This is a genomic window from Kitasatospora humi, assembly GCF_020907985.1.
Lineage (GTDB): Bacteria > Actinomycetota > Actinomycetes > Streptomycetales > Streptomycetaceae > Kitasatospora > Kitasatospora humi.
Map to the genome: position 1 here is coordinate 16,281 of NZ_JAJJPA010000055.1, position 23,767 is coordinate 40,047.

The following is a 23,767-nucleotide window of genomic DNA, read 5'->3' on the forward strand; positions in this document are numbered from 1 at the left end:
TCACACTGCCCACCAGCTGGTGCTGTCCGCGGGCAGCACCCCCGGCTGCCGGTCCTCCGCGGAGCTGAGCAGCAGGGTCCCGGCAACCGTCAACTCCACTGGTTGACCGGTGGTGTTGACGGCGCAGACGAAGTCGCCCCGCCGGAACATCAGCACCCCGGGCGGGGTGTCCAGCCACTCGACCCGGTCGCCCGCACCCAGCTCCGGCTGCCGTCGCCGGATCGCCAGCGCGCTGCGGTAGAGCTCCAGCGTGGAGGCCGGGTCGCCGGTCTGCGCCTCGACGCTCAAGGAGGCCCACTCGGCGGGCTGCGGCAGCCAGCTGGGGCCGCCGGCCGTCGGCCCGAAGCCGTAGGGCGCGGCGCTGCCGGACCACGGGATCGGCACCCGGCAGCCGTCGCGGAAGCCGTCCTGGCCGCTGGCCCGGAAGTAGGACGGGTCCTGGCGGACCTCGTCGGGCAGGTCGGTGACGTCCGGCAGGCCGAGCTCCTCGCCCTGGTAGAGGTAGGCGGAGCCGGGCAGCGCCAGCATCAGCAGGGTGGCGGCCCGGGCCCGGCGCAGACCGAGTTCGCGGTCGCCGGCGGTGCGCAGCTGGGTGCCGCCGGGCGGGTTGCCGAACCGGGTGGCGTGCCGGGTGACGTCGTGGTTGGAGAGCACCCAGGTGGTGGGCGCGCCGACCGGGCGCATCGCGTCCAGCGAGGCGTCGATCACCTGGCGCAGCGCGGTGGCGTCCCAGTAGGTCGACAGGTACTGGAAGTTGAACGCCTGGTGCATCTCGTCGGGGCGCACGTAGTTGGCGGTGCGCTCGACGGTGGGGGTCCAGGCCTCGGCGACCAGGATCCGCTCGCCCGGGTACTCGTCCAGGATCTTCCGCCAGGCGCGGTAGATCTGGTGCACGCCGTCCTGGTCGAAGAACGGCATCACGTCGTTGCCGAGCAGCTTCAGCTGGTCGTGGGCGCCGAGGTCGGGCAGGCCGGGGGCCTTGACCAGGCCGTGCGCGACGTCGACCCGGAAGCCGTCGACGCCCATGTCCAGCCAGAACCGCAGGATCGAGCGGAACTCGTCGGCGACCGCGGGGCTCTCCCAGTTGAAGTCGGGCTGCTCCGGGGCGAACAGGTGCAGGTACCACTCCCCCGGGGTGCCGTCCGGGTTCTCGGTGCGGGTCCAGGCCGGGCCGCCGAAGATGGACTCCCAGTCGTTGGGCGGCAGTTCGCCGGCCGTGCCGCGGCCGGCCCGGAAGTGGTAGCGGTCCCGCAGCGGGGAGCCGGGCCCCTCGCGCAGCGCGCGCTGGAACCACTCGTGCTGGTTGGAGGAGTGGTTGGGGACCAGGTCCACGATGATCCGCAGGCCCAGCGCGTGGGCGTCGCGGATCAGCGCGTCGGCGTCCAGCAGGGTGCCGAACATCGGGTCCACCGCGCGGTAGTCGGCCACGTCGTAGCCGGCGTCGGCCTGCGGCGAGGCGTAGAACGGGGAGAGCCAGACCGCGTCCACTCCGAGGTCGCGCAGGTGGGGCAGCCGGCTGCGGATGCCGGGCAGGTCCCCCATGCCGTCGCCGTTGGCGTCGGCGAAACTGCGCGGGTACACCTGGTAGATGACCGCGTCCCGCCACCAGCCTCTGGGCTCGCCGGCCGCCGGGGTGTCGGCGGTGGCGAGGGCGGGCCGGGAGGTGTCGGCCGCGCTTCGGGTCGAGGAAGCCTGGGTCATGGAGAGCAGATCCCTTGGGGACGTAGAGGTGCTGGGCGGTGGCTACTTGACGGAGCCGGCGGTCTGACCGGCCACCAGGTGGCGCTGGACCAGGAGGAAGACGATGGCCGCGGGGATCGCGATCAGGACCGAAGCCGTGGACATCATCGACCAGTTCTCGCTGTACTGGTTGACGAAGGTCTGCATGCCGGCCGAGAGGGTCATCTTGTCCGTTCCGGTCATGAACTGGGTGGCGTAGGCCACTTCGCCCCAGGCGGTGATGAAGTTGTAGAACGCGGTGACCGCCAGGCCCGGTCGGGCCAGCGGCAGGATCAGCCGCCAGAAGGTGCCGAAGGGGTTGAGGCCGTCGATCCGGCCGGCTTCGTCGATCTCGGTGGGGATCGTGTCGAAGTAGCCCTTCATGGTCCAGGCGCTGAACGGCACCGCGATCGTCAGGTAGGTGAGGATCAGGCCGATCGGCTGGTTGAGCAACTGCAGCTTGGCCAGCAGCTGGTAGAGCGGCACGATCAGGATCGCCACCGGGAACATCTGGGTGATCAGCAGGGTCCACATCACCGGCCGCATGCCGGGGAACCGGAACCGGCTGACCGCGTAGCCGGTGGTGGCGGCGAGGAAGCAGCCGACCAGCGTGGTGCAGCCGGCGATCAGCACCGAGTTGCCGAACCAGGTGAGGAACTCGGTGTGGCTGAGCAGGTCGCCGTAGGCCGCGAAGGTGGGGTGGTCGACGAACTTCGAACTGGTCTCGTGCCCGGCCGGCTTGAGCGAGGTGAGGAAGATCCACAGCACCGGGAAGGCCGAGACCACCGAGGCCGCGATCAGGCCGGCGTGCAGCGCGACCGAGGCTCCCGGGGAGCGCTTCCTGCCCTGGACCGCGTCCTTCCGGGCCGTGTCGTTCTGGGCCACGGTCACCACACCTCGCCTTGCTTGCGCAGCGAGCGCCGGTAGAACACGGCGAACACCACGAGGATCAACAGGATGATCACGCCCCAGGCGGAGGACTCACCGAACTGCCGCATGCCGGTGAAGGCCTCGTTGTAGGCGTAGGTGACCAGCAGCTGGGTGCTGTCGCCCGGCCCGCCGTTGGTGAGCAGGAAGATCACCGGGAACATGTTGAAGGTCCAGATCGTGCTGAGCAGGATCACGGTACTGCTGACGGGACGCAGGGCCGGCAGCGTGATGTACCAGAACTTCTGCCATGCGGTGGCGCCGTCCATCTCGGCCGCCTCGTAGAGCTCGGCGGGGATCGACTGCAGACCGCCGAGCACGGCGACCATGACGAACGGGAAGCTCAGCCAGATGTTGACGATGATGACCGAGACCTGAGCCATGGTCGGGTCGTTGAGCCAGTCGACCGCCGGCAGCCCCAGCGCCTGCAGGGCGTGGTTCAGGAAGCCGCGGTCGTGGTTCATGATGAACCGCCAGCTGAACGTGGACACGAAGGCCGGCACCGCCCAGGGCAGGATGAGCAGCGTGCGGTAGAAGGCCCGGAACCGGACCCGGCGGTTCAGCATGATCGCCAGCGCCAGGCCGATCAGGAACGAGACGCCCACGCAGGCGACCGTCCAGCTGACGGTGAAGCCGAGCCGCGCCCAGAAGGTGCTGTTCGCGCCGAACAGGATGTCGGTGTAGTTGCCGAGCCCGACGCTCTTGTAGGTCGCCGGGATGTGCAGGAACTGCCCGATCTGCTTCTCGGTGTTCTGGTCGTTGGCGTTGGTGGTGGAGAGGTAGATCCCCTCCACCAGCGGATAGCCGACCAGCACCGCGATGACGATGACGACCGGGGCCACCAGCGTCCAGGCGTACCAGTGCTTGCTCAGTGCCAGGCGCAGTCGCCCGGCCCGGAGGGAGGGGGGACCGGCGGCGCGCCGCGGGCCGCGGGCGGGGGCGTCCCCGCTCGCGGCCGGCGCACCGGGCCGGCCTGTGGTGGTGTCCACGGCAGCCATGCCCTGAGTCGTCCTTACTTCCAGCCGAGGTTCTTGCGGTAGGCGTCGCCCGCGTTCTTGACGGCGGTCTGCGGGCTCTCCTTGCCGGACAGCATCGCGGTGTACTCGGTCACCAGCGGGGCGAACAGGGTGCCGCCCTCGGGGATCCACGGGCGCTGGTGGGCCTTGTCGATGGCGTCCTTGAAGAACTTCGCCTCGTCGGTGTCGGCGACCTCCGGCTGGGCCCAGACCGACTTGCGGGTCGGCAGCGCGCCGGTGCCCTGGAAGATCTTGGTCTGCGCCTCGGGCGAGGACATGTACTGGACGAACACCTCGGAGGCGGCGGTGTTCTTGCTGCCCGCGTAGATCGCGTAGGACTGGCCGCCCTGCGGAGCCGCCTGCGCGGCGCTGCCGGCCGGGACCACGGCGATGCCGAGGTTGGACTTGTCCGTGAAGGCGCCGCCGCCGCTGTTGATGGTGGCCAGCGACCAGGGGCCGTTGATCATCATCGCGACGTTGCCGGACTGGAAGTCCGACATCATGTTGGTCCAGCCGTCGGTGACCGAGGTCTTGGCGGCGCCGGAGTCGACCAGGTCCTTCATCAGGCTGAAGGCCTTGACGCCGGCCGGGTTGTCGATGGTGACGGTCTTGGAGTTGGCGTCCACCAGGTCGCCGCCCTCGCCGTAGAGGAAGGAGAGGCTCCAGTAGGCGTCGTCACCGCGCAGGTAGAAGCCGGTCTTGCCGAGCTTCTGCTTGATGGCCAGGCTGTCGGCCTTCAGCTCGTCGACGCTCTTGGGCGGATTGGTGATGCCCGCGTCGGCGAACATCTTCTTGTTGTAGAAGAGCGCCATGGTGTCGGTGACCTGCGGCACGGCGTAGGTCTTGCCGTCGTACTTGGTGGCGGCGACCGGGTTGGGCAGGTAGTCGTCGGGGTTGACCAGGGCCGAGGTGCCGTCCAGCGGCAGCAGGTAGTGGTCGGCCGCCAGCTCGGGGGTCCACGCCACCTCGGAGCGGATCACGTCCGGGGCGTCGGTGCCGGTGGAGAAGGCGTTCTTCACCTTGTTCTGGGCGTCACCGAACGGCACGTTGACGTAGTTGACCTTGATGTTCGGGTACTTCTTCTCGAAGTCCGCGATCACGGCCTGGTAGGTCGGCGCCTCGGCCTTGGCGTCGGAGGTGTCCCAGTAGGTGACGCTGCCGCTCACCTTGCCCGGGTCGACCGACGCGCCCGCGGCCGGCGCCGAGCCGCCGCTCGAACCGCTGCTGCCGCAGGCTGCGAGGGTGACGGCCAGGGCCGCAACGAGAGCGGAGGCCGCGATGCCACGCCGCATGAGAGCTCCTAGGTGAAACGGTGGGGGGTGGGTGCCCGAGGTGGGAAGAGGGGGACGATACTGGCCCCCGCGACGCCGACCGCACAGGTGCCGCCATCGGGCTTGGGCAGGAACGTAACAGCGACGCAAGACGAACTGAAAGCTCTTGCAGCAATTTTCTGCAAGAAGCAGGGGATCGTTACATCCGCGTGTCCCAAGGGTTGCCGTCACGCGTCTTGACGAGGGCAGATGCCTGGTCAGGGGTCCTTGACACCGCCGGGGCGCTGGCCATGGGATGGCAGTGGTCCACGCCACCCCACGCGCGGGCCCGCCCTGGCCGGCGCAGTCCAGGGCGTCAGTCGCTCAGGAGGCGCAGCATGGCGTACTACCGCACCGTCGGCACGGTGCCGCCGAAGAGGCACACCCAGCATCGCAACGAGGCCGGCGGCCTCTACTACGAGGAGCTGATGGGCGAGGAGGGCTTCTTCTCCGACTCCTCACTGCTCTACCACCGCGCCATCCCGTCCGCCCTGGTGGACAGCCGGCTGTGGGAACTGCCGGAGGCCAAGGCGGAGGCCAACCACCCGCTGAAGCCGTACCACTTCAAGCTGCACGACCTGTTCCCCGGTGAGCAGTGGCGGCAGACCGACGCGGTGCGCGGCCGCCGGGTGGTGCTGGCCAACGCCGACGTCCGGATCGCCTACGTCGCCTGCGGGCAGGAGTCCCCGCTCTACCGCAACGCCATAGGCGACGAGTGCGTCTACGTGGAGTCCGGCGCAGCCGTGGTGGAGACCGTCTTCGGCAGCCTCACCGTGGGCCAGGGCGACTACGTGGTCATCCCCCGGGCCACCACGCACCGCTGGCTGCCGGGCGGCGACCAGCCGCTGCGGCTGTACGCGATCGAGGCCAACAGCCACATCACCCCGGCCCGGCGCTACCTGTCCAAGTACGGCCAGCTGCTGGAGCACGCGCCGTACTGCGAGCGCGACCTGCGCGGGCCCGCCGAGCCGCTGCTGGTCCCCGAAGAGGCCGCCGCCGCAGACACCGACGTCTACGTGAAGCACCGCGGCAACGGCCCGGGAGGCATCGCGGGCACCGTCTTCACCATGCCCAGCCACCCGTTCGACGTGGTCGGCTGGGACGGCTGCCTCTACCCGTACGCCTTCAACATCGCCGACTTCGAGCCGATCACCGGCCGGATCCACCAGCCGCCGCCGGCCCACCAGGTCTTCGAGGGCAACAACTTCGTGATCTGCAACTTCGTGCCGCGCAAGGTGGACTACCACCCGCTGTCGATCCCGGTGCCGTACTACCACTCCAACGTCGACAGCGACGAGGTGATGTTCTACTGCGGCGGGGACTACGAGGCGCGCAAGGGCTCGGGCATCGGCCAGGGCTCGGTCTCGCTGCACCCGGGCGGCCACACCCACGGCCCGCAGCCGGGTGCCTACGAGCGGTCGATCGGCGCGGAGTTCTTCGACGAGCTGGCGGTGATGGTGGACACCTTCCGCCCGCTGGAGGTCGCCGAGGGCGGTCGGGCGAGCGACGACGGTGTGTACGCGTGGAGCTGGAGCGGGCGCGGCCCGCAGGACGGTGTGGGCAAGTGAGCGAGCAGAGCTGGATCCCGGTCCCCGAGGGTTCCCCCTTCCCGGTGCAGAACCTGCCGTACGGCGTCTTCACCCCGCCGGGAGCCGAGACCCCCAGGGTCGGGGTGGCGATCGGCGAGCACGTGCTCGACCTCGCCGCGATCTGGGCCGGCACCCCGCTGGGCGCCGACCTGGCCACCGGTTCGCTCAACCGGTTCATGCGCCGCGGGGCGCGCGAGTGGGCCTACGTGCGCGAGCGCGTCACCGGTCTGCTCACCGGCGAGGAGGAGCGGCGGCTGGTCGAGGCCAACCTCCACCGGATCGACGAGGTGCGACTGCACCTGCCGGTCGAGGTCGCCGACTACGTCGACTTCTACGCCTCCGAGGAACACGCCACCAACCTGGGCCGGATGTTCCGCCCGGACGCCGCGGCCCTGCTGCCCAACTGGAAGCACCTGCCGGTCGGCTACCACGGCCGGGCGGGCACCGTGGTGGTGTCCGGCACCGAGATCCGCCGCCCGAACGGCCAGCGCAAGGGCCCGCAGGACCCGGCGCCGGTCTTCGGCCCCACGGCGCGGCTGGACATCGAGGCCGAGCTCGGCTTCGTGGTCGGCGCCGGCTCGGCGCTCGGCGAGCCGGTCGGCGTGGCGGACTTCGCCGACCACGTGTTCGGCGCGGTGCTGCTCAACGACTGGAGCGCGCGCGACATCCAGTCCTGGGAGTACGTGCCGCTCGGCCCGTTCCTGGGCAAGTCCTTCGCCACCTCGATCTCGCCCTGGGTGGTGCCGCTGGCCGCCCTGCAGGCGGCCCGGACCGCCACCCCGGCGCAGGATCCGCAGCCGCTGCCCTACCTGGTGGAGAAGGAGCCCTGGGGGCTGGACATCGACCTGGTGGTGGAGCTGAACGGCAGCACGGTCTCCCGGCCGCCGTACGCCGGGATGTACTGGTCGCCGGCCCAGATGCTGGCGCACACCACGGTGAACGGCGCCTCGCTGCGCACCGGCGACCTCTACGGCTCCGGCACCATCTCCGGCCCCGCCGCCGACCAGCGCGGCTCGCTGATCGAGCTGACCTGGAACGGCCGCGACCCGCTCACCCTCGCGGACGGCTCCACCCGGACCTTCCTCCAGGACGGCGACACGGTCACCATCAGTGCGACCGCCCCGGGCGCGGACGGCGTCCGGATCGGCTTCGGCGAGGTCACCGGCACCGTGCGCGGCTGACCTCGGGCACCGTCCCGGCACCGTGCGCCGCTGCCCCGAGCGCCGTCGACCCGCACCGCCGACCCGGCGGGCGGGCCGACGGCGCGTCAGTCGGCACCGCCAACCGGGTGAATTCCGGCGGATGTGCATATCCGTCAGATCGGTGGCACCGGTGTGCTGACCTACCGTTGTCCGGGCATCGTCAATCAACCCTCTGGAGCTGGGACATGCCCGCCATCCGCCGCACCCAGGTGTTCGCCGCCGCTCTGACCGCCCTGCTCGGCTCCACCGCCCCGGCCCTCGCACAGTCACCCGCACTCGACGCGCCGATGATCACGGCCGACTCCGGCCCCACCGGCCCGTACGGCGACCCGCTGAACACCACCAGCGCCAACTGGGCCGGATACGCGGCCACCGGCCACCGGTTCACCAGCGTCCGGGCCGACTGGGTGCAGCCCACGGCGAAGTGCGACGTCAGCGACAGCTGGTCCAGCTTCTGGACCGGCCTGGACGGCGACGGCAGCAACACGGTGGAGCAGATCGGCACCGAGGCGGACTGCTCGGGCGGCTCCCCCCGCTACGCCGCCTGGTACGAGATGTACCCGGCCCTCCCGGTCAACTTCAGCGGCCCGGTGGCGCCCGGCGACCACATCTCGGCCTCGGTGACGGCCGGCAGCCGGGGCCAGTTCACCCTGGTCATCACCGACCACACCCAGAACTGGAGCCACACCCTGCACAAGACGCTGCGCAGCGCGCGGCTGGCCTCCGCCGAGGTGATTGCCGAGGCGCCCTCCACGCAGACCGGTGTGCTGCCCCTGACCGATTTCGGCACCGTCCAGTTCGACCACGCCACGGCCAACGGCCAGGCCATCGGCAGCTTCTCCCCCACCCGGATCTCCATGGCCGGCCAGGCGGCCCAAGCCGGCCAAGCCGGCCCGACCAAGGCCGCCACCTCGCCGCTGAACTCCGGGAACGACTTCTCGGTGGCCTGGCAGCGCCACTGACCGGCCGTCAGCCCGGCCGCCGAGACCGCTGCCCCGGCACCCTCTCGGGGTGCCGGGGCAGCGGTCTCGGCGCGGCGCGGCTCAGACCAGCGCCGGCGCCATCAGGTGGTCGACCAGGGCGAGCAGCACATCACGCGCGAACGTGCGGGTGCGCACGTCGCCGACCAGCACGGGCACGTGCGGGTCCAGGTCCAGCGCGGTGCGGATCTCGATCTCCGAACGGGTGTTGACCCCGTCGAAGCAGTTGATCGCCACCACGAACGGGATCTCGCGGCTCTCGTAGAAGTCGATGGAGGCGAAGCTGCTCTCCAGTCGACGGGTGTCGGCGATCACCACACCGCCCAGCACACCCTGGACGAGGTCGTTCCACATGAACCAGAAGCGCTCCTGGCCCGGGGTGCCGAAGAGGTAGACCACCAGTTCGGGGCTGATCGTGATCCGGCCGAAGTCCAGCGCCACGGTGGTGGTGTCCTTGCCGCCCACCCCGTCCAGCGAGTCGACCCCGACGCTGGCCTTGGTGAGGTACTCCTCGGTGCGCAGCGGGGTCACCTCGCTGACCGAGCCGACCAGGGTGGTCTTGCCCACCCCGAAGCCGCCCGCGATCAGGATCTTGACGGCGGCCGGGGCCGCCTGATCGTTCGTCATCACAGTCTCCGCAGTCCGTCACGTACGGCGGTCAGCAGGGCGAGGTCCACGCCGCCGCTGACCTTGGCGACCGCCAACGGGGGACGTGCCGTCAGCAGGCCCTGGGCGATCAGGTCACCTAAGAGGATCTTGGTGACCGAGACCGGCAGGTTGAGGTCGGCCGCCACCTCGGCCACCGCCGCGGGGTAGCGGCAGCGGTCGAGGATCAGCCGGTGCTCCGGCTGCAACCGCCGGCCCGGCACGATGGCGGACGCCACCGTGCTGAGCACGGTGATCAGGGTGAGGTCGTCGCGCTCTGGCATGGTGCGACCCCGGGTGATGGTGTACGGGCGGACCATCGAGTCCGCGCCGTCGTCACCGTACTCGAAGTCGTCCTCGCTCCAGTGCGCGTTCATCCGACTGCCCCTCGCAACTGCGTCCCGAGTTTCTGGCCCACCTGCTGGACCAGCGTGTGCATGGCCAGCGACATCATCTCGGCGTCCACCTCCTGGGAGGCGATCACCGCGAGGTGGGTGCCCTGGCCGGCCGCGGTGATGAACAACCACAGCTCGGCGAGTTCCACGATCACCTGGTGCACGGAACCGCCGCCGAACAGCGTGCCGACACCGCGGGCCAGGCTCTGCTGCCCGGTGGCCACCGCGGCCAGCCGCTCGGCGTCGGCCCGGTCGATGCCGCGGGACTTGCTGACCACCAGGCCGTCGTCGGACAGCAGCACCGCGTGTCTGGTTCCGATCACCGAGTCGACAAGCCCGTCCAGCAGCCAGTCCAGGTCTTGATGGGTGGCGGTGGTGCGCGTCATGACTGGTCCTCGGTCGTCGGGTCGGCCTGCGTCGAGAAGTGGTGCGGGGCCGTCTGGTTGGGGAACGGGGTGACTTCGCCGGTCGGTTCACCGAAGCGGGCCGCGCGCGAGCGGCGCTGGAACGCTCCGATGGTGGCACCCGACCGGGTCCGGGTCGGCGCCGCCTCCTCGGGGGAGGCGTTCGTCGGCACGGTGCGCAGTTCGGCTGCCAGGCTCGCCCCGCGGGACCGCTGGGGCAGCGGGGGCTCGGCGGGCGCGGTCCGCTCGTGGTCGGGATCGGTGTGGCCCCAGGTGGGGCGGGGTGCGGGGACGGGCTCCAAGGGCTCGTGGTTCCAGTGGTCGACCGGCTGCTCGTCGGGTGACTGGTAGCCGGTCGAGCTGAAGTCGGCCTCGAACTCGTTGTAGACCTCTTCGGTGTACTCGCCACCGGGAGGGCGCACGGGCAGCGGCTCCGGGGGCAGGTCGGGCACGGCGGTCGGGTAGCCGTAGGGCGCGTTGGGGTTCTGGGCGACCAGCTCGCCCGGGATCAGCACCACGGCGCGGGTGCCGCCGAAGGCCGAGGCGCGGAACTCCACCTGCAGGCCTGCGGTGGCGGCGAGCCGGGCGACCACGTAGAGGCCGAGCCGCACGTCGTCGGCCTGGGCCAGCACGTCCATCCGCGGGGCGTTGCGCATCAGCGCGTTGGCCGCGTCGTACTGCGCGGCCTCCATGCCCAGGCCGCGGTCCTCGACCTCGACCGCCAGGCCGCGGCCGACCAGGGCGGCCCGCACCTCGACCGGGGACGGCGGCTTGGAGAAGGTGGCGGCGTTCTCCATCAGCTCGGCGAGCACGTGGACCACCGGGCCGACCGCGCGCTCCGACAGCCACGGGTTGCCCTCGACGTCGATCATGATCCGGCGGTAGTCCTGCACCTCGCCCTGGGCGGAGCGCAGCACGTCCAGCAGCGGAACCGGCTTGCGCCAGCGGCGCTGCGGCTGCCCGCCACCGAGGATCACCAAGTTCTCCTCGTAGCGGCGCAGACGGGCCGTCAGGTGATCGAGGTCGAAGAGGCCTTCGAGCACCTCCGGGTCCTCGTGGCGGCGCTCCATCTCGTTGAGCGTCTTCAGCTGGAGGCCGATCAGCAGCTGGGTGCGGCGCGCGATGCGCTGCAGCAGCTTCTCGAAGCCGCGATGCTGGTCGGCCTGCCGGACGGCGGCGCCGACCGCGCTGTTGCTGGCCAGGGTCAGGGCCTGGCCCAGCCGGTCGAGCTCGTCGCCGCCGGCCTTGCGGGGCTCGCCGCCGATCTGCCGGGCGGTCGCCTCCAGGTCGACCTGCTCGCCGCGGGCGAGCCGCTCGACCATCTCCGGCAGGGTGCGCTCCAGCTCGCCCGCCTGGTCCTGGAGGTCGACGATCCGGCGGCGCAGCGAACGGGTCAGCCGCCAGCTGGTGACGACCACGATGACCACGGCGACCAGGCCGATGAGGCTGGTGGTGGTCACCTTGGTGAGCAGGTCGTCGACGTCCTGCTGCCCGAGCGCGCGCACCGCGGCGCTCCGGGTGTTCGCCAGGGCGTAGGACTGCGGCACCACCGAGTCCATCGCGGCGCGCCACTGGGCGGCCTGCGCCGGCAGGCTCACCATGCCGCTGCGGTCAGCGGTGGCCGGGCGCTGCAGGCTCTGCTCGATGGCCGTCTTGCTCTGCCAGCCGGGGCTGACGATCAGCTTCTGGGCGGCCGCGGCCTCCTTGGCGGGCAGTCGGGGGGAGATCTCCTGCTGGAAGACGAAGGCCTGGGCGCCGATCTGCAGCAGGATGGACGAGTAGGTGTCCTGGGGGAGCTGACCGGTGGGCCAGCCGCGGGCCAGCTGGGCATCCTCGCGGGAGACCATCTCGACGGCCCAGAAGTAGCTCACCAGCACTCGGGTCTGGTAGGAGACGTCGCCGTCGTCCAAGTGGCTGAAAGCGGTGAACAGTTGCAGGTCGGCGGTGGTCGCGGCGGTGTAGTAGCTGTACTCGGCCGCCGGGTCGGCGTTGCCCGCGTCGACCGCCGACCGGTGCTGCGCGAGGTCGTTCAGCGACGAGCGGGCGGTCTGCAGCGCGGTGCGCAACTCAGCCGGAACGTTGTCCATACTGGCCGACGCGGTTTTGGTCTGGAACTCCCGGATCGCGTCGTCGGTCAGCCGCCGCTGGGCGGCCAGCGCGTCGGACGAGCTGCCGGGTTTTGCCAGTTGGTCGGCGGTGAGTCGGCGCTCCGCCTGCAGGTTGAACAGCACCTGGGTGGCGGGCTGGCTGGTTCTGCTCGCCAACCCCTCTTCCGCTGCCTGACGTTGGTAGTCAGCCAGCGTCTGAAGGGATGTCACCGCCCAGAGTGCGGCAACCGCCAGACTGGGGATGATGGCCAGGACGAGCAGGGCTGTGCGCAGGCTCAGCCGAGGGCGTCGGGCACGGGAGGCTCTACGCGCGCGCAGGGCGTTCTCCTAGAGACTGAACGGCTCGTCGATAGTGCGACACGCCGTCTGTGATAAGAGCTTTGACGGAGTGATACTAGTCATACCGCCGGTCTCAACAACAAACGGCCCCCGGTCAGCAGGTGAACCTGAGCAGGGTGACCGAGCGGAACTCCTCCCCCGGTCGGAGCTCGGTGCTCGGGAAGTCGGGGTGGTGCGGCGAGTCGGGGTGGTGCTGGGTCTCCAGGGCGACGCCGGCGTACGGGCCGTAGGCCGTACCGCTCGGACCGGTCACCGCGCCGGCGAAGCTGTTGGCCGTGTAGACCTGGATCCCCGGCTCGGTGGTGAGCACCTCCAACCGCCGCCCGGACAGCGGGTCTTCGAGCAGTGCCGCCCTTACCGGACGGCCGTCCTTCGACGGCGAACGAAGCACCCAGTTGTGGTCGTAGCCACCCGCCAGCGCCAGCTGCGGATGCTCCTCGTGGAGCTGCTCGCCGATCGCCCGGGCGGTGCGGAAGTCGAACGGTGTGTCGGCCACCGGCCGGTACTCACCGGTGGGCACCTGCCGCTCGTCGGTCGGCGTGAAGTGGTCCGCTTCCAGGGTCAGCAGGTGGTCCAGGACGTCGCCCTGCCCCTCGCCGGCGAGGTTGACATAGGCATGATTGGTGAGATTGATCACTGTCGGACTCGTCGTCACCGCGCGGTACTCGATGGCGAGTTCACCACTGGGATCGAGCAGGTAGCTGACCCAGACGTCCAGCGCGCCGGGGAACCCCTGGTCGCCGTCCGGGCTGTGCAGGTGCAGCCGCACCCCGGCCCGGTCGCCGTCCGTGACCGGCTCGCCGGTCCACACCCGGTCCGCGAAACCCTCCGGGCCGCCGTGCAGGGTGACCCCGTGGCCGGTGGGCAGCAGCTTGTGCTCCTCGCCGTCCACGGTGATCCGGCTGTCGGCGATCCGGTTGGCGTAGCGGCCGACGGTGGCGCCGTAGTGCCGGGCCGGGCCCAGGATGTCGTGCAGTCGCTCACTGCACAGCAGCACCTGGGCGACCGCACCGGTGCGGTCCGGTACCCGGACGGTGTGCAGGGTGGCACCCAACGACAGCACCGACACCTCGATCTGACCGCTGCTCAGCGTCCAGCGCTCGATCGCCGCCCCGGCCCCGCCGTGGTCCAGCGCGGCCTGGCTGACCCGTACCGACATGGCTTGCTCCTCCTGGGTTGCCTGAATGGTTGGCGCTCAGCCTAGGGCGGAGTCCGGACGCTCGACGGGCAGCCCCAGGGCTGCCGCCAGCCCCTCGACGTCACTGCCGGTCTTGCGGTGCACGGCCGCGATCCGACGGTTGATCAGGCTCACCGGCACTTCGAGCCGTTCGGCGATCTGCGCGGGCGTCAACCCCTCCACGATCAGCTCGGCGACCCGCCACTCCGCCCGGCTGAGCGCGTCCCGCCCGGTGCTGCGGGGCAGGTTGGGGCGCAGACCGGCGGCGTTCAGCTCGCGCCGGGCCCGGTTGACCAGCCCGTCGGCGTTGCACACCACCGCCAGCTCCATGCCCTGGTGCAGCTGCTCGGTGGCCTCCGACAGCCGGCCGGCCCGGCGCAGCGCGGCCCCGAACTCGACCAGCGCGCAAGCGTGCTCATAGGCGGCCGGGGAGCTGCCGAGCACCGAGACCGCCTCGGCCAGCAGCTCCACCGCCCGCTGGCCCTCGACCACGGCGGCGTTCATCCGCAGCGCGCTGCCGACCGCCGAGGCGACGCCGAAGGCCCGGGCCCGCTGGACGTGCCACTCGGCCAGCTCCCTGGCCTCCCCGGGCCGCTCCGGGTGAACCGCCAGGGCCAGGTGGCCGGCCCACGGCGCCCAGATGGTGTTGCACCAGCCGCGTGCGGCGAGCTGCTCCCCCACTCCGCGCAGCACGCCGATCGCCCCCTGCCGGTCCCCCTGGGCCAGCAGCAGCTTGCCGTACAGCGTGGCCGCGTCCGGCAGCACGATCGCATCGGGGTGGTAGGGCGGGGCGAACGAGTGGTCGCTGGCCAGCTTCCATGCCTCCTCGACCCGGCCGCGGGCCAGCAGGGTGTCGGCCAGCACGCCGACCGCGTCCCACTGCAACGGCAGCCCGGCACCGAGCCGCCGGGCGATCCGCAGCGCGTTGCGCAGGTCCACTTCGGCCTCGGCGAGCGCGCCGCGGCGGAACTTGGCCAGTCCCATCAGGAAGTAGCCGAATCCGGTGTGCCCGCCCTCCCAACCGGCCACGCCGAAGGCCCAGATGGCGTCGTCGATCAGCTGCTCGGCGCGGTCCAGCCGGTCGGTGTAGATGTGGGTGAGCGCGATGATGCCCGGCAGTTCCAGGCCCCACGGATTGGTGGTCCAACCCAGCTCGTCGGGCAGTCGGCCGCCGTCCAGCGCCGAGTCGAGCAGTGCCTGCACCCGGGTGACGCTGCTGCCCCTCAGGGTCAGGTCCCAGGCGCGCAGGGCCCGCGCGGCGCGGGCGTTGACGTCGTCACCGGGCATCCCGGAGGCGAGTTCGGCCAGCCGGGAGGAGCGGCCCGGGCCGTCGGCCTCGTCGCGCTGGAATGCGGCCCACATGAAGTGCGCGACCGCCAGCCTGGTCCGGCCCGGGCCCGCAGCGGTGCGCTGCGCCTCGGCCAGCGTCAGCTCGGTGGCCTCGCCGAGCCGGCCGCTGTGGGCCAGCACCTCGGAGAGCCGGAAGACGGCGTCCACCCGCAGGTCGGTGGGCAGGCCCGGAACGGTGTCCAGGGCCAGCTTCAACTGGTTGGCGGTGGCGACCGGGTCGGTGAGCAGGGTGGCGCAGGCCAGCTCGTAGATCACCCGGGCCCGGATCTCGTCCTCCGGCGGTTCGGCCAGGGCGCGCTCCAGGCAGCGCACCGCCGCGTCCGGGGCGCCGACCGCCAGGTGCTCGCGGGCCGCCCGGCGCAGCTTGGCCACGACCTCGCGGTCGTCGTCCGGATAGGTCTCCAGCAGATGGCGGGAGGACTCGACCAGCGGGCGGCCGGCGTTCTCCAGTTCCACCGCGGCCTTGCCGTGCATCGCGGTGCGGATGGCCGGGCGGATCGACTGGTAGAGCGAGGTGGCCAGCAGCGGGTGGACGAACTCCAGCGGACCGTCGGCCGGACCGGTGAGCACCTGGTGGCGGCGCAGCTCGGCGATCGCGGTGGCCGCCGTGGCCGGGCTCAGCGCGGCGATCCTGGTCGCCACCCGGGGCAGGATCTCGGTGTCCAGCATCGCCGCGGCCTGGGCGAACTTGAGGGCGTCGATGGTCAGTTTGCCCATCCAGTAGTCACCGTCCATGCCCTGGGCCTCGGCGGCCAGGTCGTGGAGCAGCGGCATGTTCTCCTGCACCGGCGCGATGCCGCTCTCGCGCACCTTCGCCAGCAGGGCGTTGACCAGGAACGGATTGCCGTCGGTGACCGCCCAGACCTGGCGGTTGAAGGAGTCCTCGGCGTCCTTCAGGACCTCCCGGACCAGCTTGCCGACGGCCGGCGGAGTGAGCCCTTGGAACTCCAGGTGTCGGGGCGATCCGCCGGCCACCAGGGACCTGAACCTCTGCACCCGGTCGGGCAGTTCGCCGGTGCGCCAGGCGATCGCCAGCAGCAGCGGCAGTTCGGGGCAGCGCACCGCCAGCGACTCCAGCCAGACCAGCGACTCCTGGTCGGCCCACTGCAGGTCGTCCACCAGCATCACCAGCGGAGCGCGGACCCGGGCCAGTTGGGTCATCACCACGTCCAGGCCCTGCTGCACGCTCAGCGGATCGAGGTCCTCGCCGCTGGGCGGCACCAGCCCCAGCGCGGGTCCGGCCACCGCGCGCCACTCGCCGAGCACTTCGTCGAGTTGCTCGGCGGACAGCTTGCTCAGCTCGCCCAGTAAGAGCTGGCGCAGCAGGTGGAACGGCTCCTTGATGCGCTGCTCACCGGCCCGCCCGCTCAGCACGGTGATGCCCTGGGCACCGGCCATCGCCCGGATCTGCTGCAGCATGGTCGTCTTGCCCATGCCGGCCTTGCCGCTGTAGAGCAGCAGCGAACCGAGCTCGACACCGCCGGCCGCGTACTCCACCCGGAGCCGGTCGAGGGCCTGCTGTGCGCCCTGGAGCGCACCCTCCCGCTCGTAGATGCCGGACTGCGGCGCCTGCGGCTCGTGCCGCGCGCCTGCACTCCCGTGTTCGGTCACCCTCGGTCCCCTCCACCGCCGCACTGCGTGATCTGGTTCCCGAGGTTATCGTCGCCCGGGCCGGTTGGGGTCCTTTTGGGCAGGTCCGGCATCTGATGATGATTCAAATGCCGAGGCTGTGGGCAATTGCTGCGACATCAGTGTCATCTGATGGTGCTACGGAAGGCCCGCGTCGGGCCTGCGGCTCCGCAGGCCGTGCCGGGCGCTCCGCCGGGCCGCCGTACCCCAGCCTTCACTCCCCGGGAGTCCGATGTCCGATGCGAAGACCCTCGACGTCCCCTATCCGTACCGCCGCAACCCGCATCGCGCCAGTGCCGAGGCCCGTCACCGGCGGTGGCTCGCGGAATTCCGCATGCTCGGAAGCCGGATGAGCCCGGAGACCTACGCCCGCTGGGACGTGCCCGATCTGGCCTCCCTCAGTTACCCGGACTGCGCCGCCGAGGAGTTGGCCCTCGCCACCGACCTGCTGGGCTTCTACTTCCTCTTCGACGACCAGTTCGACGGGCCGCTGGGTCGACGCCCCGCAGAGGTCGCGGCGGTCTGCGACCGGCTGACGGCGGTGCTGCACGGCACTCCCGCGCCCGCTGACCAGCCCTGCGCCCTCGCCTTCGAGGACCTCTGGCAGCGGATCCGCCAGGGCATGTCGCCGCGCTGGCGAGCCAGGGCGATGTACAGCTGGGAGAGCTACTTCGCCAGCCACCCCGCCGAGGCTGCCGGTCGGCGCACCGGTGAACCGCCGGACCGGGAGAGCTACTTGATCCTGCGCCGGGGCACGGCGGCGATGGAGTCGGTGCTCGACATGGTGGAGCGGCTCGGCCGGTTCGAGGTCTGCCCCGCCGCGTTCCACAGCCCGCCGCTGAGACAGCTGCGCCAACTGGCGGCCGACATCCCCTCGCTCAGCAACGACGTCCGCTCCTATCCGCTGGAGGCGGCCCGGGGGGACGTCAACAACCTCGTGATGATCACGCGGCGGGACCGCGGCTGCTCCCTGGAGGAGGCGGGCGCCGTGGTGCTCGCCGAGGCGCAGCTGATGCTCGACCGCATCGCCCAGCTCGTGGACGAACTTCCCCGCGCCTACCGGGCCCTGGAGCTCGCCCCGGAGCAGCGGCGGGCCGCGGAGCGCTATGCCGACGGTCTGACGGCGTGGTTGAGCGGTTACCTCGACTGGGAGAGCAGGACCGGCCGCTACCTGGCGCAGTGAACCGGTCGTTCCCCGCAGCCGAAGCCGCTCAGTCCACGCACGCCCGCACCGCCGTGATCAGGTTGCGCGAGCGGATGTCGCCGGTGACCCCGGGCTGCATCCCGCACGTCACATAGCCGAAGCCGATCCCGAGTTCGGGGTCGGCGAAACCCAGCGCGCCACCGCGCCCCGGGTGCCCGAAGGCCGCCGGCGAGGTCATCGGGGAGGTCGGTCCGTGCCGGAAGAAACCGTGGCCGAACCGGGAGTTGACGATCAGAATCCGGTCCGGGCCGTCCGACGCCGGTCCCATCGCCTCGGCCAGGGTCTCGGGCGTGAACAGCGCGGTGGCTGCCCGGCCGTCACCCGCGCCGATCAGGGCCGCGTAGTAGCGGGCCACCGAGCGGGCGGTGCCGATGCCGTTGGCGCCCGGGATCTCGGCGGCCTGCGCGGCCGGGTCGTTGAGGTCCAGCCGCGGGTCGACCACCGCGAAGGAGCGGGCGGTCAGCGAGCTCGGATCCTGGTAGGCGTCGACCACCGTGCGCTTGGGCCGCAGCCGCAGGCCCGCCGATCCGCCGGCGGGCCGCGGCGCCGGCAGGTCGACCAGCCGGCCGACCCGGGCGCCCGCGCCGGCCGGCAGCCCGATCCACAGGTCCAGGCCGAGCGGCCTGGCGATCTCCTCGGCGACGTACCGGCCGACGGTTCGCCCGCTCACCCGGCGGACCACCTCGCCGATCAACCAGCCGTACGTGTACGGGTGGTAGCCGTGCGCCGTGCCCGGCTCCCAGAACGGCTCCTGGGCGGCCAGCGCCGCCACCGCCGGCTCCCAGGCGAGCACGTCCTCGACGCGCAACGGGCGGTCCAGCGCGGGCAGTCCGGCCCGGTGCGAGAGCAGCCAGCGCACCGGTATCCGTTCCTTGCCGGCCGCCTTGAACTCCGGCCAGTAGCTCGCCACCGGGGCGTCCAGGTCGAGCAGGCCGCGCTGGGCCAGCAGCAGCGCCGCCCCGGCGGTGACGCCCTTGGTCACCGAGCGCAGCACCTGCGCGGTGTCGGCGGTCCAGCCGATCGCGGGTGCGGGCCTGCCACCGACTTCGGGCCGGGCGTCACCGGCCCACAGGTCGACCACCTTGCGGCCGCGCACGTAGAGCGCGAACGCGGCCCCCAGCTCGCCGTGGTCGCGGAAGTTGCGGGCGAACGCGTCCCGGACCGTCTCGTAACCCTCGGCCGTCTCGCCCCAGATCTCCACCACCGCGTGCCGCCTCTTCCGCATCCAGCCGCTCCCGTTCGCCACCGCACTCTAGTCTGAACGCCATGAGCGACCCGACTGAGGAACTGGTGGACGTCGTCGACGCGCAGGACCGGGTGATCGACACGGTCACCCGGGGCGAGGTGTACCGGCGCCGGCTCACCCACCGCTGCGCGGCGGTGCTGGTCCGCGACGCCGAGGGGCGGGTGTTCACGCACCGCCGCGCCCCGTGGAAGCTCTACGCGCCCGGCACCTACGACGTCTTCGTGGGCGGGGTGGTCGGGGCCGGCGAGAGCTACCGGGACGCGGCCGTCCGGGAGGCCGAGGAGGAGCTGGGCGTGACCGGGATCACCGTCGAGCCGGCCTTCAAGTTCCTCTTCGAGGAGGACGGCTTCGGCTGGTTCTGCGATGTCCACACCGCTACCTGGACCGGTCCGGTGTCCCCGCAGCAGAGCGAGATCGACTGGCACGGCTGGCTGACCGAGGAGGAGATCGCCGAGCGACTGGCCGCGGGCGAGTGGCGGTTCGTCCCGGACGGGCTGGAGGCGTGGCACCGCTACCTGGAACTGCGCGACCGGCTCGGCTGACCGTCACCGGCCGGCCCGTCCCCTTCGACCGGCTGCCCGCCGGTCGGCTCCGCTGCGGTCGGCTCCGCGTCCCCGGTCGGCTGCTCGCCGGTCGGCTCCACGTCATCGGCCGGTTCCTCGCCGGTCGGCTCCGCGCCCTCGGCCGGCTGCCAGTGCGGGTGCTCCCGGGCGGCCCACCGCCGGTCCACGCTCCCGGTGCGCATCCCGCGCCGGGCCTCCGGGTCGCGCATCGCCATCCAGAGGTGTCCCAGCACCACCACGCCGACCGCCAGCGCCAGCCAGTCGTGCACGAAGGTCGCGCCGGTGCGCCAAGCCAGCGGTGCGAGGCCGGTGAACCACATCAGCAGCCCGCTGCCGAGCATCACCACCACCGCGCCGGCGATCCAACCCGCGTAGAGCTTCTGCCCGGCGTTGAACTTGCCGGCCGGCCGGTGGTAGCCGCGCCAGAGCACCGCCCGCAGCCACTCCCGGTCGTACGGGGCGAACCGGTTGAGCCGGCCCAGGTCGCGCCGGAGTGCCCGGGAGCCCAGCCCCAGCAGCAGCGGCACCGGCAGCAGCAGGCCGGCCCACTCGTGCACGGTCGTCACCAGCCGGCGGCGGCCCACCAGGACGGCCAGCTGCGGCAGGTAGAGGCAGGCGGCGGTGGCGACGCAGAGCAGTACCAGCCCCGCGGTGCAGCGGTGCACCCAGCGCTCGGCCCGGGTGAACCGGGCGAGGCGGGTGCCGTCAACCGGTGGGCGCATCGTCCCGCCCGTTCGACCGGCCGACCCAGGCGTCGACGTCATAGCCGTTCTGCTCCCAGTAGCCCCGCTGCACGGTGGGCGTGACGGTGATCCCGCTCAGCCACTTCGCCGACTTGTAGAAGTACATCGGCGCCACGTAGAGCCGCACCGGGCCGCCGTGGTCATGACTGACCGGCTGGTCCTGCATCTTCAGGGCGACCAGCACGTCGTCCCGGCGGGCCTGGTCCAGGGTGAGGCTCTCCGTGTAGCTGCCGTCGAAGCAGCTGAAGTGCACCGCGGTGGCACCCGGGCGCACCCCGGCCGCGTCCAGCAGATCGGCCAGCCGCACGCCTTCGAACGGCGTCGCGGGCACCCGCCAGCCCGTCACGCACTGCACGTCGTGCACGATCCGGTGCTGCGGCAGCGCCTGCAGGTCGGCCAGGCCGTAGCCGGCCGGCCGGTCGACCAGCCCGTCGACGGTCAGCCGGTAGTCGGCCGCGGCCACCGGCTTCACCGGGCCGGTCACCGAGTAGTAGCGGAAGCCGCCCGCGTCGGGCAGCAGGCCGGTCAGGCCGGTCGGGTCCTGCTTGGAGAGGCCGGAGAGCACCGAGTCCAGCGACTTGGAGAGCGTCGGCCCGGCGGCCACACCGGCGGCACCCAGCGCGATCACGCCGAGCATCACCCGGCGGCCCACCGGCGTACCGCGGGTGTCAGGGTTGTCGTTCACGGCACCGATTCTCGCCACCGCGCCGGTGCCCGAACAGGGCCGGAGCGCCCACGTCACACTTTCGTCAGCTTCTGACAGGCCGGATAGGCTGGCACGCATGGCTTCCCGTACGCCCGCCGCCGCGGCCGCCGCGCAGACACCGAAACCGCAGCCGCGGCGCCGGCTCAGCGTGGACGAGCGGCGCGAGCAGCTGATCGCCGTCGCCCTGGAGCTGTTCAGCGCCCGGCCGCCGGAGGAGGTGTCGATCGACGACATCGCCGCCGCCGCGGGCGCCTCCCGGCCGCTGGTCTACCACTACTTCCCCGGCAAGCAGGCGATCTACGAGGAGTCGCTGCGCCTGGCCGGGCAGGAGCTGGCCGGCCGGTTCGAGGAGCCGCAGGCCGGTCCGCTGTCCGAGCGGCTGGCCCGGGTGATGGCGCGTTACCTGGACTTCGTCGCCTCGCACGGGCCCGGTTTCGCGGCACTGCTGCGCGGTGGTTCGGTGGCGGCCAGTCCCGGCACCAACGCCGTGATCGACGACGTCCGCCAGGCCGCGCACGACCAGATCCTGCGGCACCTGGCGCTGCCCGACCCCAGCCCGCAGCTGCGGCTGACCGTGCGCGCCTGGATCGCCCGGGCCGAGATCACCGCCCTGGACTGGCTCGCCGACCTCCAGCGCGAGCCGCGCGAGGTGGTCGGCGAGCGGCTGGTGCAGGACTTCGTGGTCGGTCTGGTGGTGACCGCCGCCCGCGAGCCGGCGCTGGCCCCCGCCGTGGCCGACTACCTCGCCACCGAGCGCCCGGGCACCCCGACCGCCGCCCTGGTCCGCGACCTGGCCGGCCTGCTCGCGGTACCGGGCCTGGCCGGGACGCTGGGCATGCTCGCGGGCGGTGCCGACGGCGAGGCCGGATGAGCCCCGCAGCCGTCTGATACAACAGCGGGGAGCACTACGGCGAGCACGATCGGGGGCTGCGGGCCATGACGCAGGACGGCTACGGAGGCGGGACGGCGGCTGCGGACACCGCACAGGGGGCGGGAGCAGCGGGAGCGGCGGCGATCGCCGCCGGCACGCCCGCCGAGCTCATCGCGGCCACCCTGGACTCCTTCACGGACGCGCTGCTCGGCTCCGGCGCGGTCCGCCAGCCGGCCGCCGCACTGGAGGCCGGCAGCCCGCGCGGAGCACTCTTCGACACCTGGCTCACCCTGCGCGGGCCCGGCCGGCTGGCCGTGCCCGGGGTCGGCACGGTGGTCTCCTGCGCCACCGCACCGGCCGCCGCGACCGCGAGCGGCACCGTCGCCCTGCTGCTCGCCCGCTACGGCGCCGGGCCGGTGCGCGGGGAAACGGGCCCGCCGTCGGCCGGCGCGTTCCAACTGCCGGTCAGCGCCGAGCCGTCGGCCGCCCGGCTGCGGCCACCGTTCGCCGCGCCACTGGCCGAACTCGCCTCCGGCCGGCACACCTTGGCACCCACCGAACTGGCCGCCGGCACCGGCGTCGAGGTGCGGCTGCTGCTGCCACCGGCCTTCCACGCGCTGGGCGTGCGCGGCGACGACGCCGCGCTGGCCGAGCAACTCTCCGAGGTGGCGGAGGAGTTGTTCCCCGCTGACGGCCCGTCGGCGTGGCGCGACTGGGCGGTGCTCAACGCCGTGCTGGCCGACGACAGCGCCGCCGCCGGGGTGCGGTACGCCGGGATCGCCGCCGTGGAGGTCGACGGGCAGCCCAGCAGCGCCTCGCTGGTGGTCTCGCTGCAGCCGAACGTCACGCCGATCGCCGAACTGGCCGCCGAACTCGCCACCGCCCGACCGCACGCCGAGGTGTGGACGGTGATCCTGCCGTCCGGGCCGGCGGTGGTGCTGGTCCAGGGGCGGACCGGCGCGGTGCCGGCCGCGCTGACCGCGGACGGCGCCCGCCGGTGGCTGGTCGCCTCGGTGGCGCAGGCCTTCATGCCGCTGCCGGACGGGGCGTCGCTGCTCACCGTCCAGCTGGGCACGGCGCACCGCGAGGACTGGGACCGCTATGCCGCCCTCTTCGCCCGGGTGCTGCGGAGCATCGAGCTCGGCTGGGACGGCGTGGACGGACGGGCGGCGGCGGCCGCGCGGCTGGGCGCGGGGGGATCGACGGTCGCGCCGCTGGCGGTGACGGAGGTGCCGGGGCTGACGGCGGCAGCGCCCAGCGCCCCGCCCGCCGCCGTGCCGCCTGCGCCCGCCGCCCCGCCGGCCGCGGCCGCCGCACCCCCTGCTCCGGTGGTGCCGCCGATGCCGACGCTGCCGCCGAGCACGCCGCCCGCCACGGCGCCCGACGGTCCCGTGGCCACTGCCGAACCGGTGACCGCCGGCGAGACCGCGGCCGCTGCGCCGGTGGCTGCTGCTGACACCGCGGCCGCTGCGCCGGTGGCCGAACCGGAGCCCCGGCCCAAGCCGGTGCCGCTCGACCCGTTCGGCACGGTGATGGCCAACCAGCCCGCCGACCCGTTCGGCACGGTCACGCACGGCACGACGGCGCCCGCCAGGAGCACCGAAACCACCACCGCGCCCACCACCGTCGCACCTCCCGCCCCGG

General features: G+C 72.3%; 20 protein-coding genes. 7 read left to right on the plus strand and 13 right to left on the minus strand.

Annotation, left to right across the window (positions count from 1 at the left end):
* The 4 genes from LN042_RS31420 to LN042_RS31435 are packed head-to-tail and all read right to left on the minus strand — an operon-like array spanning nt 1 to nt 4,954.
* Entirely contained in the window at nt 1-1,701 is a 1,701-nt protein-coding gene (locus LN042_RS31420) for a glycoside hydrolase family 13 protein (protein WP_230054829.1), read from the minus strand.
* 42 nt (nt 1,702-1,743) lie between these two features.
* Complete coding sequence (locus LN042_RS31425; RefSeq protein WP_230054830.1) at nt 1,744-2,610, minus strand: sugar ABC transporter permease; 867 nt, start codon at nt 2,608-2,610, stop codon at nt 1,744-1,746.
* Nucleotides 2,607-3,644, minus strand: a complete 1,038-nt coding sequence (locus LN042_RS31430; protein ID WP_230054831.1) for a carbohydrate ABC transporter permease — start codon at nt 3,642-3,644, stop codon at nt 2,607-2,609. The genes LN042_RS31425 and LN042_RS31430 overlap by 4 nt, the downstream gene beginning before the upstream one ends.
* A gap of 14 nt (nt 3,645-3,658) precedes the next feature.
* A complete protein-coding gene (locus LN042_RS31435; protein WP_230054832.1) occupies nt 3,659-4,954 on the minus strand; it encodes an extracellular solute-binding protein in 1,296 nt (431 codons plus the stop codon).
* A gap of 356 nt (nt 4,955-5,310) precedes the next feature.
* On the opposite strand from LN042_RS31435, the gene LN042_RS31440 reads away from it, so the two are divergent.
* The 3 genes from LN042_RS31440 (at nt 5,311) to LN042_RS31450 (ending at nt 8,725) form a co-directional block, all read left to right on the plus strand.
* On the plus strand, nt 5,311-6,540 hold the full coding sequence (locus LN042_RS31440; protein WP_230054833.1) for a homogentisate 1,2-dioxygenase: 1,230 nt from the start codon (nt 5,311-5,313) through the stop codon (nt 6,538-6,540).
* Nucleotides 6,537-7,742, plus strand: coding sequence for a fumarylacetoacetase (gene fahA, locus LN042_RS31445; protein WP_230054834.1), 1,206 nt, complete (start codon nt 6,537-6,539; stop codon nt 7,740-7,742). Before LN042_RS31440 ends, fahA begins: the two co-directional genes overlap by 4 nt.
* A 206-nt stretch (nt 7,743-7,948) precedes the next feature.
* Nucleotides 7,949-8,725 carry a G1 family glutamic endopeptidase gene (locus tag LN042_RS31450; protein ID WP_230054835.1) on the plus strand — a complete coding sequence of 259 codons (777 nt, stop codon included), beginning with the start codon at nt 7,949-7,951 and terminating at the stop codon, nt 8,723-8,725.
* A gap of 81 nt (nt 8,726-8,806) precedes the next feature.
* Here LN042_RS31450 and LN042_RS31455 read toward each other — a convergent pair whose 3' ends face one another.
* From LN042_RS31455 to LN042_RS31480, 6 genes are all read right to left on the minus strand, one after another.
* Nucleotides 8,807-9,370 carry a GTP-binding protein gene (locus LN042_RS31455; protein WP_230054836.1) on the minus strand — a complete coding sequence of 188 codons (564 nt, stop codon included), beginning with the start codon at nt 9,368-9,370 and terminating at the stop codon, nt 8,807-8,809.
* Nucleotides 9,370-9,765, minus strand: coding sequence for a DUF742 domain-containing protein (locus tag LN042_RS31460; protein WP_141636874.1), 396 nt, complete (start codon nt 9,763-9,765; stop codon nt 9,370-9,372). The genes LN042_RS31455 and LN042_RS31460 overlap by 1 nt, the downstream gene beginning before the upstream one ends.
* Nucleotides 9,762-10,169 carry a roadblock/LC7 domain-containing protein gene (locus tag LN042_RS31465; protein ID WP_101379187.1) on the minus strand — a complete coding sequence of 136 codons (408 nt, stop codon included), beginning with the start codon at nt 10,167-10,169 and terminating at the stop codon, nt 9,762-9,764. Before LN042_RS31465 ends, LN042_RS31460 begins: the two co-directional genes overlap by 4 nt.
* Entirely contained in the window at nt 10,166-12,451 is a 2,286-nt protein-coding gene (locus LN042_RS31470) for a sensor histidine kinase (protein WP_230054837.1), read from the minus strand. The genes LN042_RS31465 and LN042_RS31470 overlap by 4 nt, the downstream gene beginning before the upstream one ends.
* 277 nt (nt 12,452-12,728) lie before the next feature.
* Entirely contained in the window at nt 12,729-13,793 is a 1,065-nt protein-coding gene (locus LN042_RS31475; RefSeq protein WP_230054838.1) for an aldose epimerase family protein, read from the minus strand.
* Between the two features lie 36 nt (nt 13,794-13,829).
* Nucleotides 13,830-16,772 carry an ATP-binding protein gene (locus LN042_RS31480; RefSeq protein WP_230054839.1) on the minus strand — a complete coding sequence of 981 codons (2,943 nt, stop codon included), beginning with the start codon at nt 16,770-16,772 and terminating at the stop codon, nt 13,830-13,832.
* A gap of 250 nt (nt 16,773-17,022) precedes the next feature.
* Between LN042_RS31480 and LN042_RS31485 the strand changes: the two genes are divergently transcribed.
* Nucleotides 17,023-17,973 (plus strand): terpene synthase family protein, encoded by a 951-nt coding sequence (locus LN042_RS31485; protein WP_230054840.1) that lies wholly within the window; start codon nt 17,023-17,025, stop codon nt 17,971-17,973.
* A gap of 28 nt (nt 17,974-18,001) precedes the next feature.
* On the opposite strand, the gene LN042_RS31490 is transcribed toward LN042_RS31485, so the two are convergent.
* The gene (locus LN042_RS31490) at nt 18,002-19,219 is read right to left on the minus strand and encodes a serine hydrolase domain-containing protein (protein ID WP_230054841.1); all 1,218 of its coding nucleotides are present in this window, start codon (nt 19,217-19,219) and stop codon (nt 18,002-18,004) included.
* Nucleotides 19,220-19,260: 41 nt separating this feature from the next.
* Between LN042_RS31490 and LN042_RS31495 the strand changes: the two genes are divergently transcribed.
* Complete coding sequence (locus tag LN042_RS31495; RefSeq protein WP_230054842.1) at nt 19,261-19,782, plus strand: NUDIX hydrolase; 522 nt, start codon at nt 19,261-19,263, stop codon at nt 19,780-19,782.
* Here LN042_RS31495 and LN042_RS31500 read toward each other — a convergent pair.
* Together LN042_RS31500 and LN042_RS31505 are read right to left on the minus strand one after the other, a co-directional pair.
* Nucleotides 19,752-20,525, minus strand: coding sequence for a cytochrome b/b6 domain-containing protein (locus LN042_RS31500; protein ID WP_230054843.1), 774 nt, complete (start codon nt 20,523-20,525; stop codon nt 19,752-19,754). The two genes, LN042_RS31495 and LN042_RS31500, sit on opposite strands and share 31 nt — an antisense overlap.
* Nucleotides 20,509-21,183 carry a molybdopterin-dependent oxidoreductase gene (locus LN042_RS31505; RefSeq protein WP_230054849.1) on the minus strand — a complete coding sequence of 225 codons (675 nt, stop codon included), beginning with the start codon at nt 21,181-21,183 and terminating at the stop codon, nt 20,509-20,511. Before LN042_RS31505 ends, LN042_RS31500 begins: the two co-directional genes overlap by 17 nt.
* A gap of 145 nt (nt 21,184-21,328) precedes the next feature.
* Here LN042_RS31505 and LN042_RS31510 point away from each other — a divergent pair, with 145 nt between their 5' ends.
* Nucleotides 21,329-22,123, plus strand: coding sequence for a TetR/AcrR family transcriptional regulator (locus LN042_RS31510; protein ID WP_230054844.1), 795 nt, complete (start codon nt 21,329-21,331; stop codon nt 22,121-22,123).
* Between the two features lie 65 nt (nt 22,124-22,188).
* Nucleotides 22,189-23,767: hypothetical protein (locus LN042_RS31515; RefSeq protein ID WP_230054845.1), on the plus strand; the 1,579-nt coding region annotated here is incomplete at its 3' end.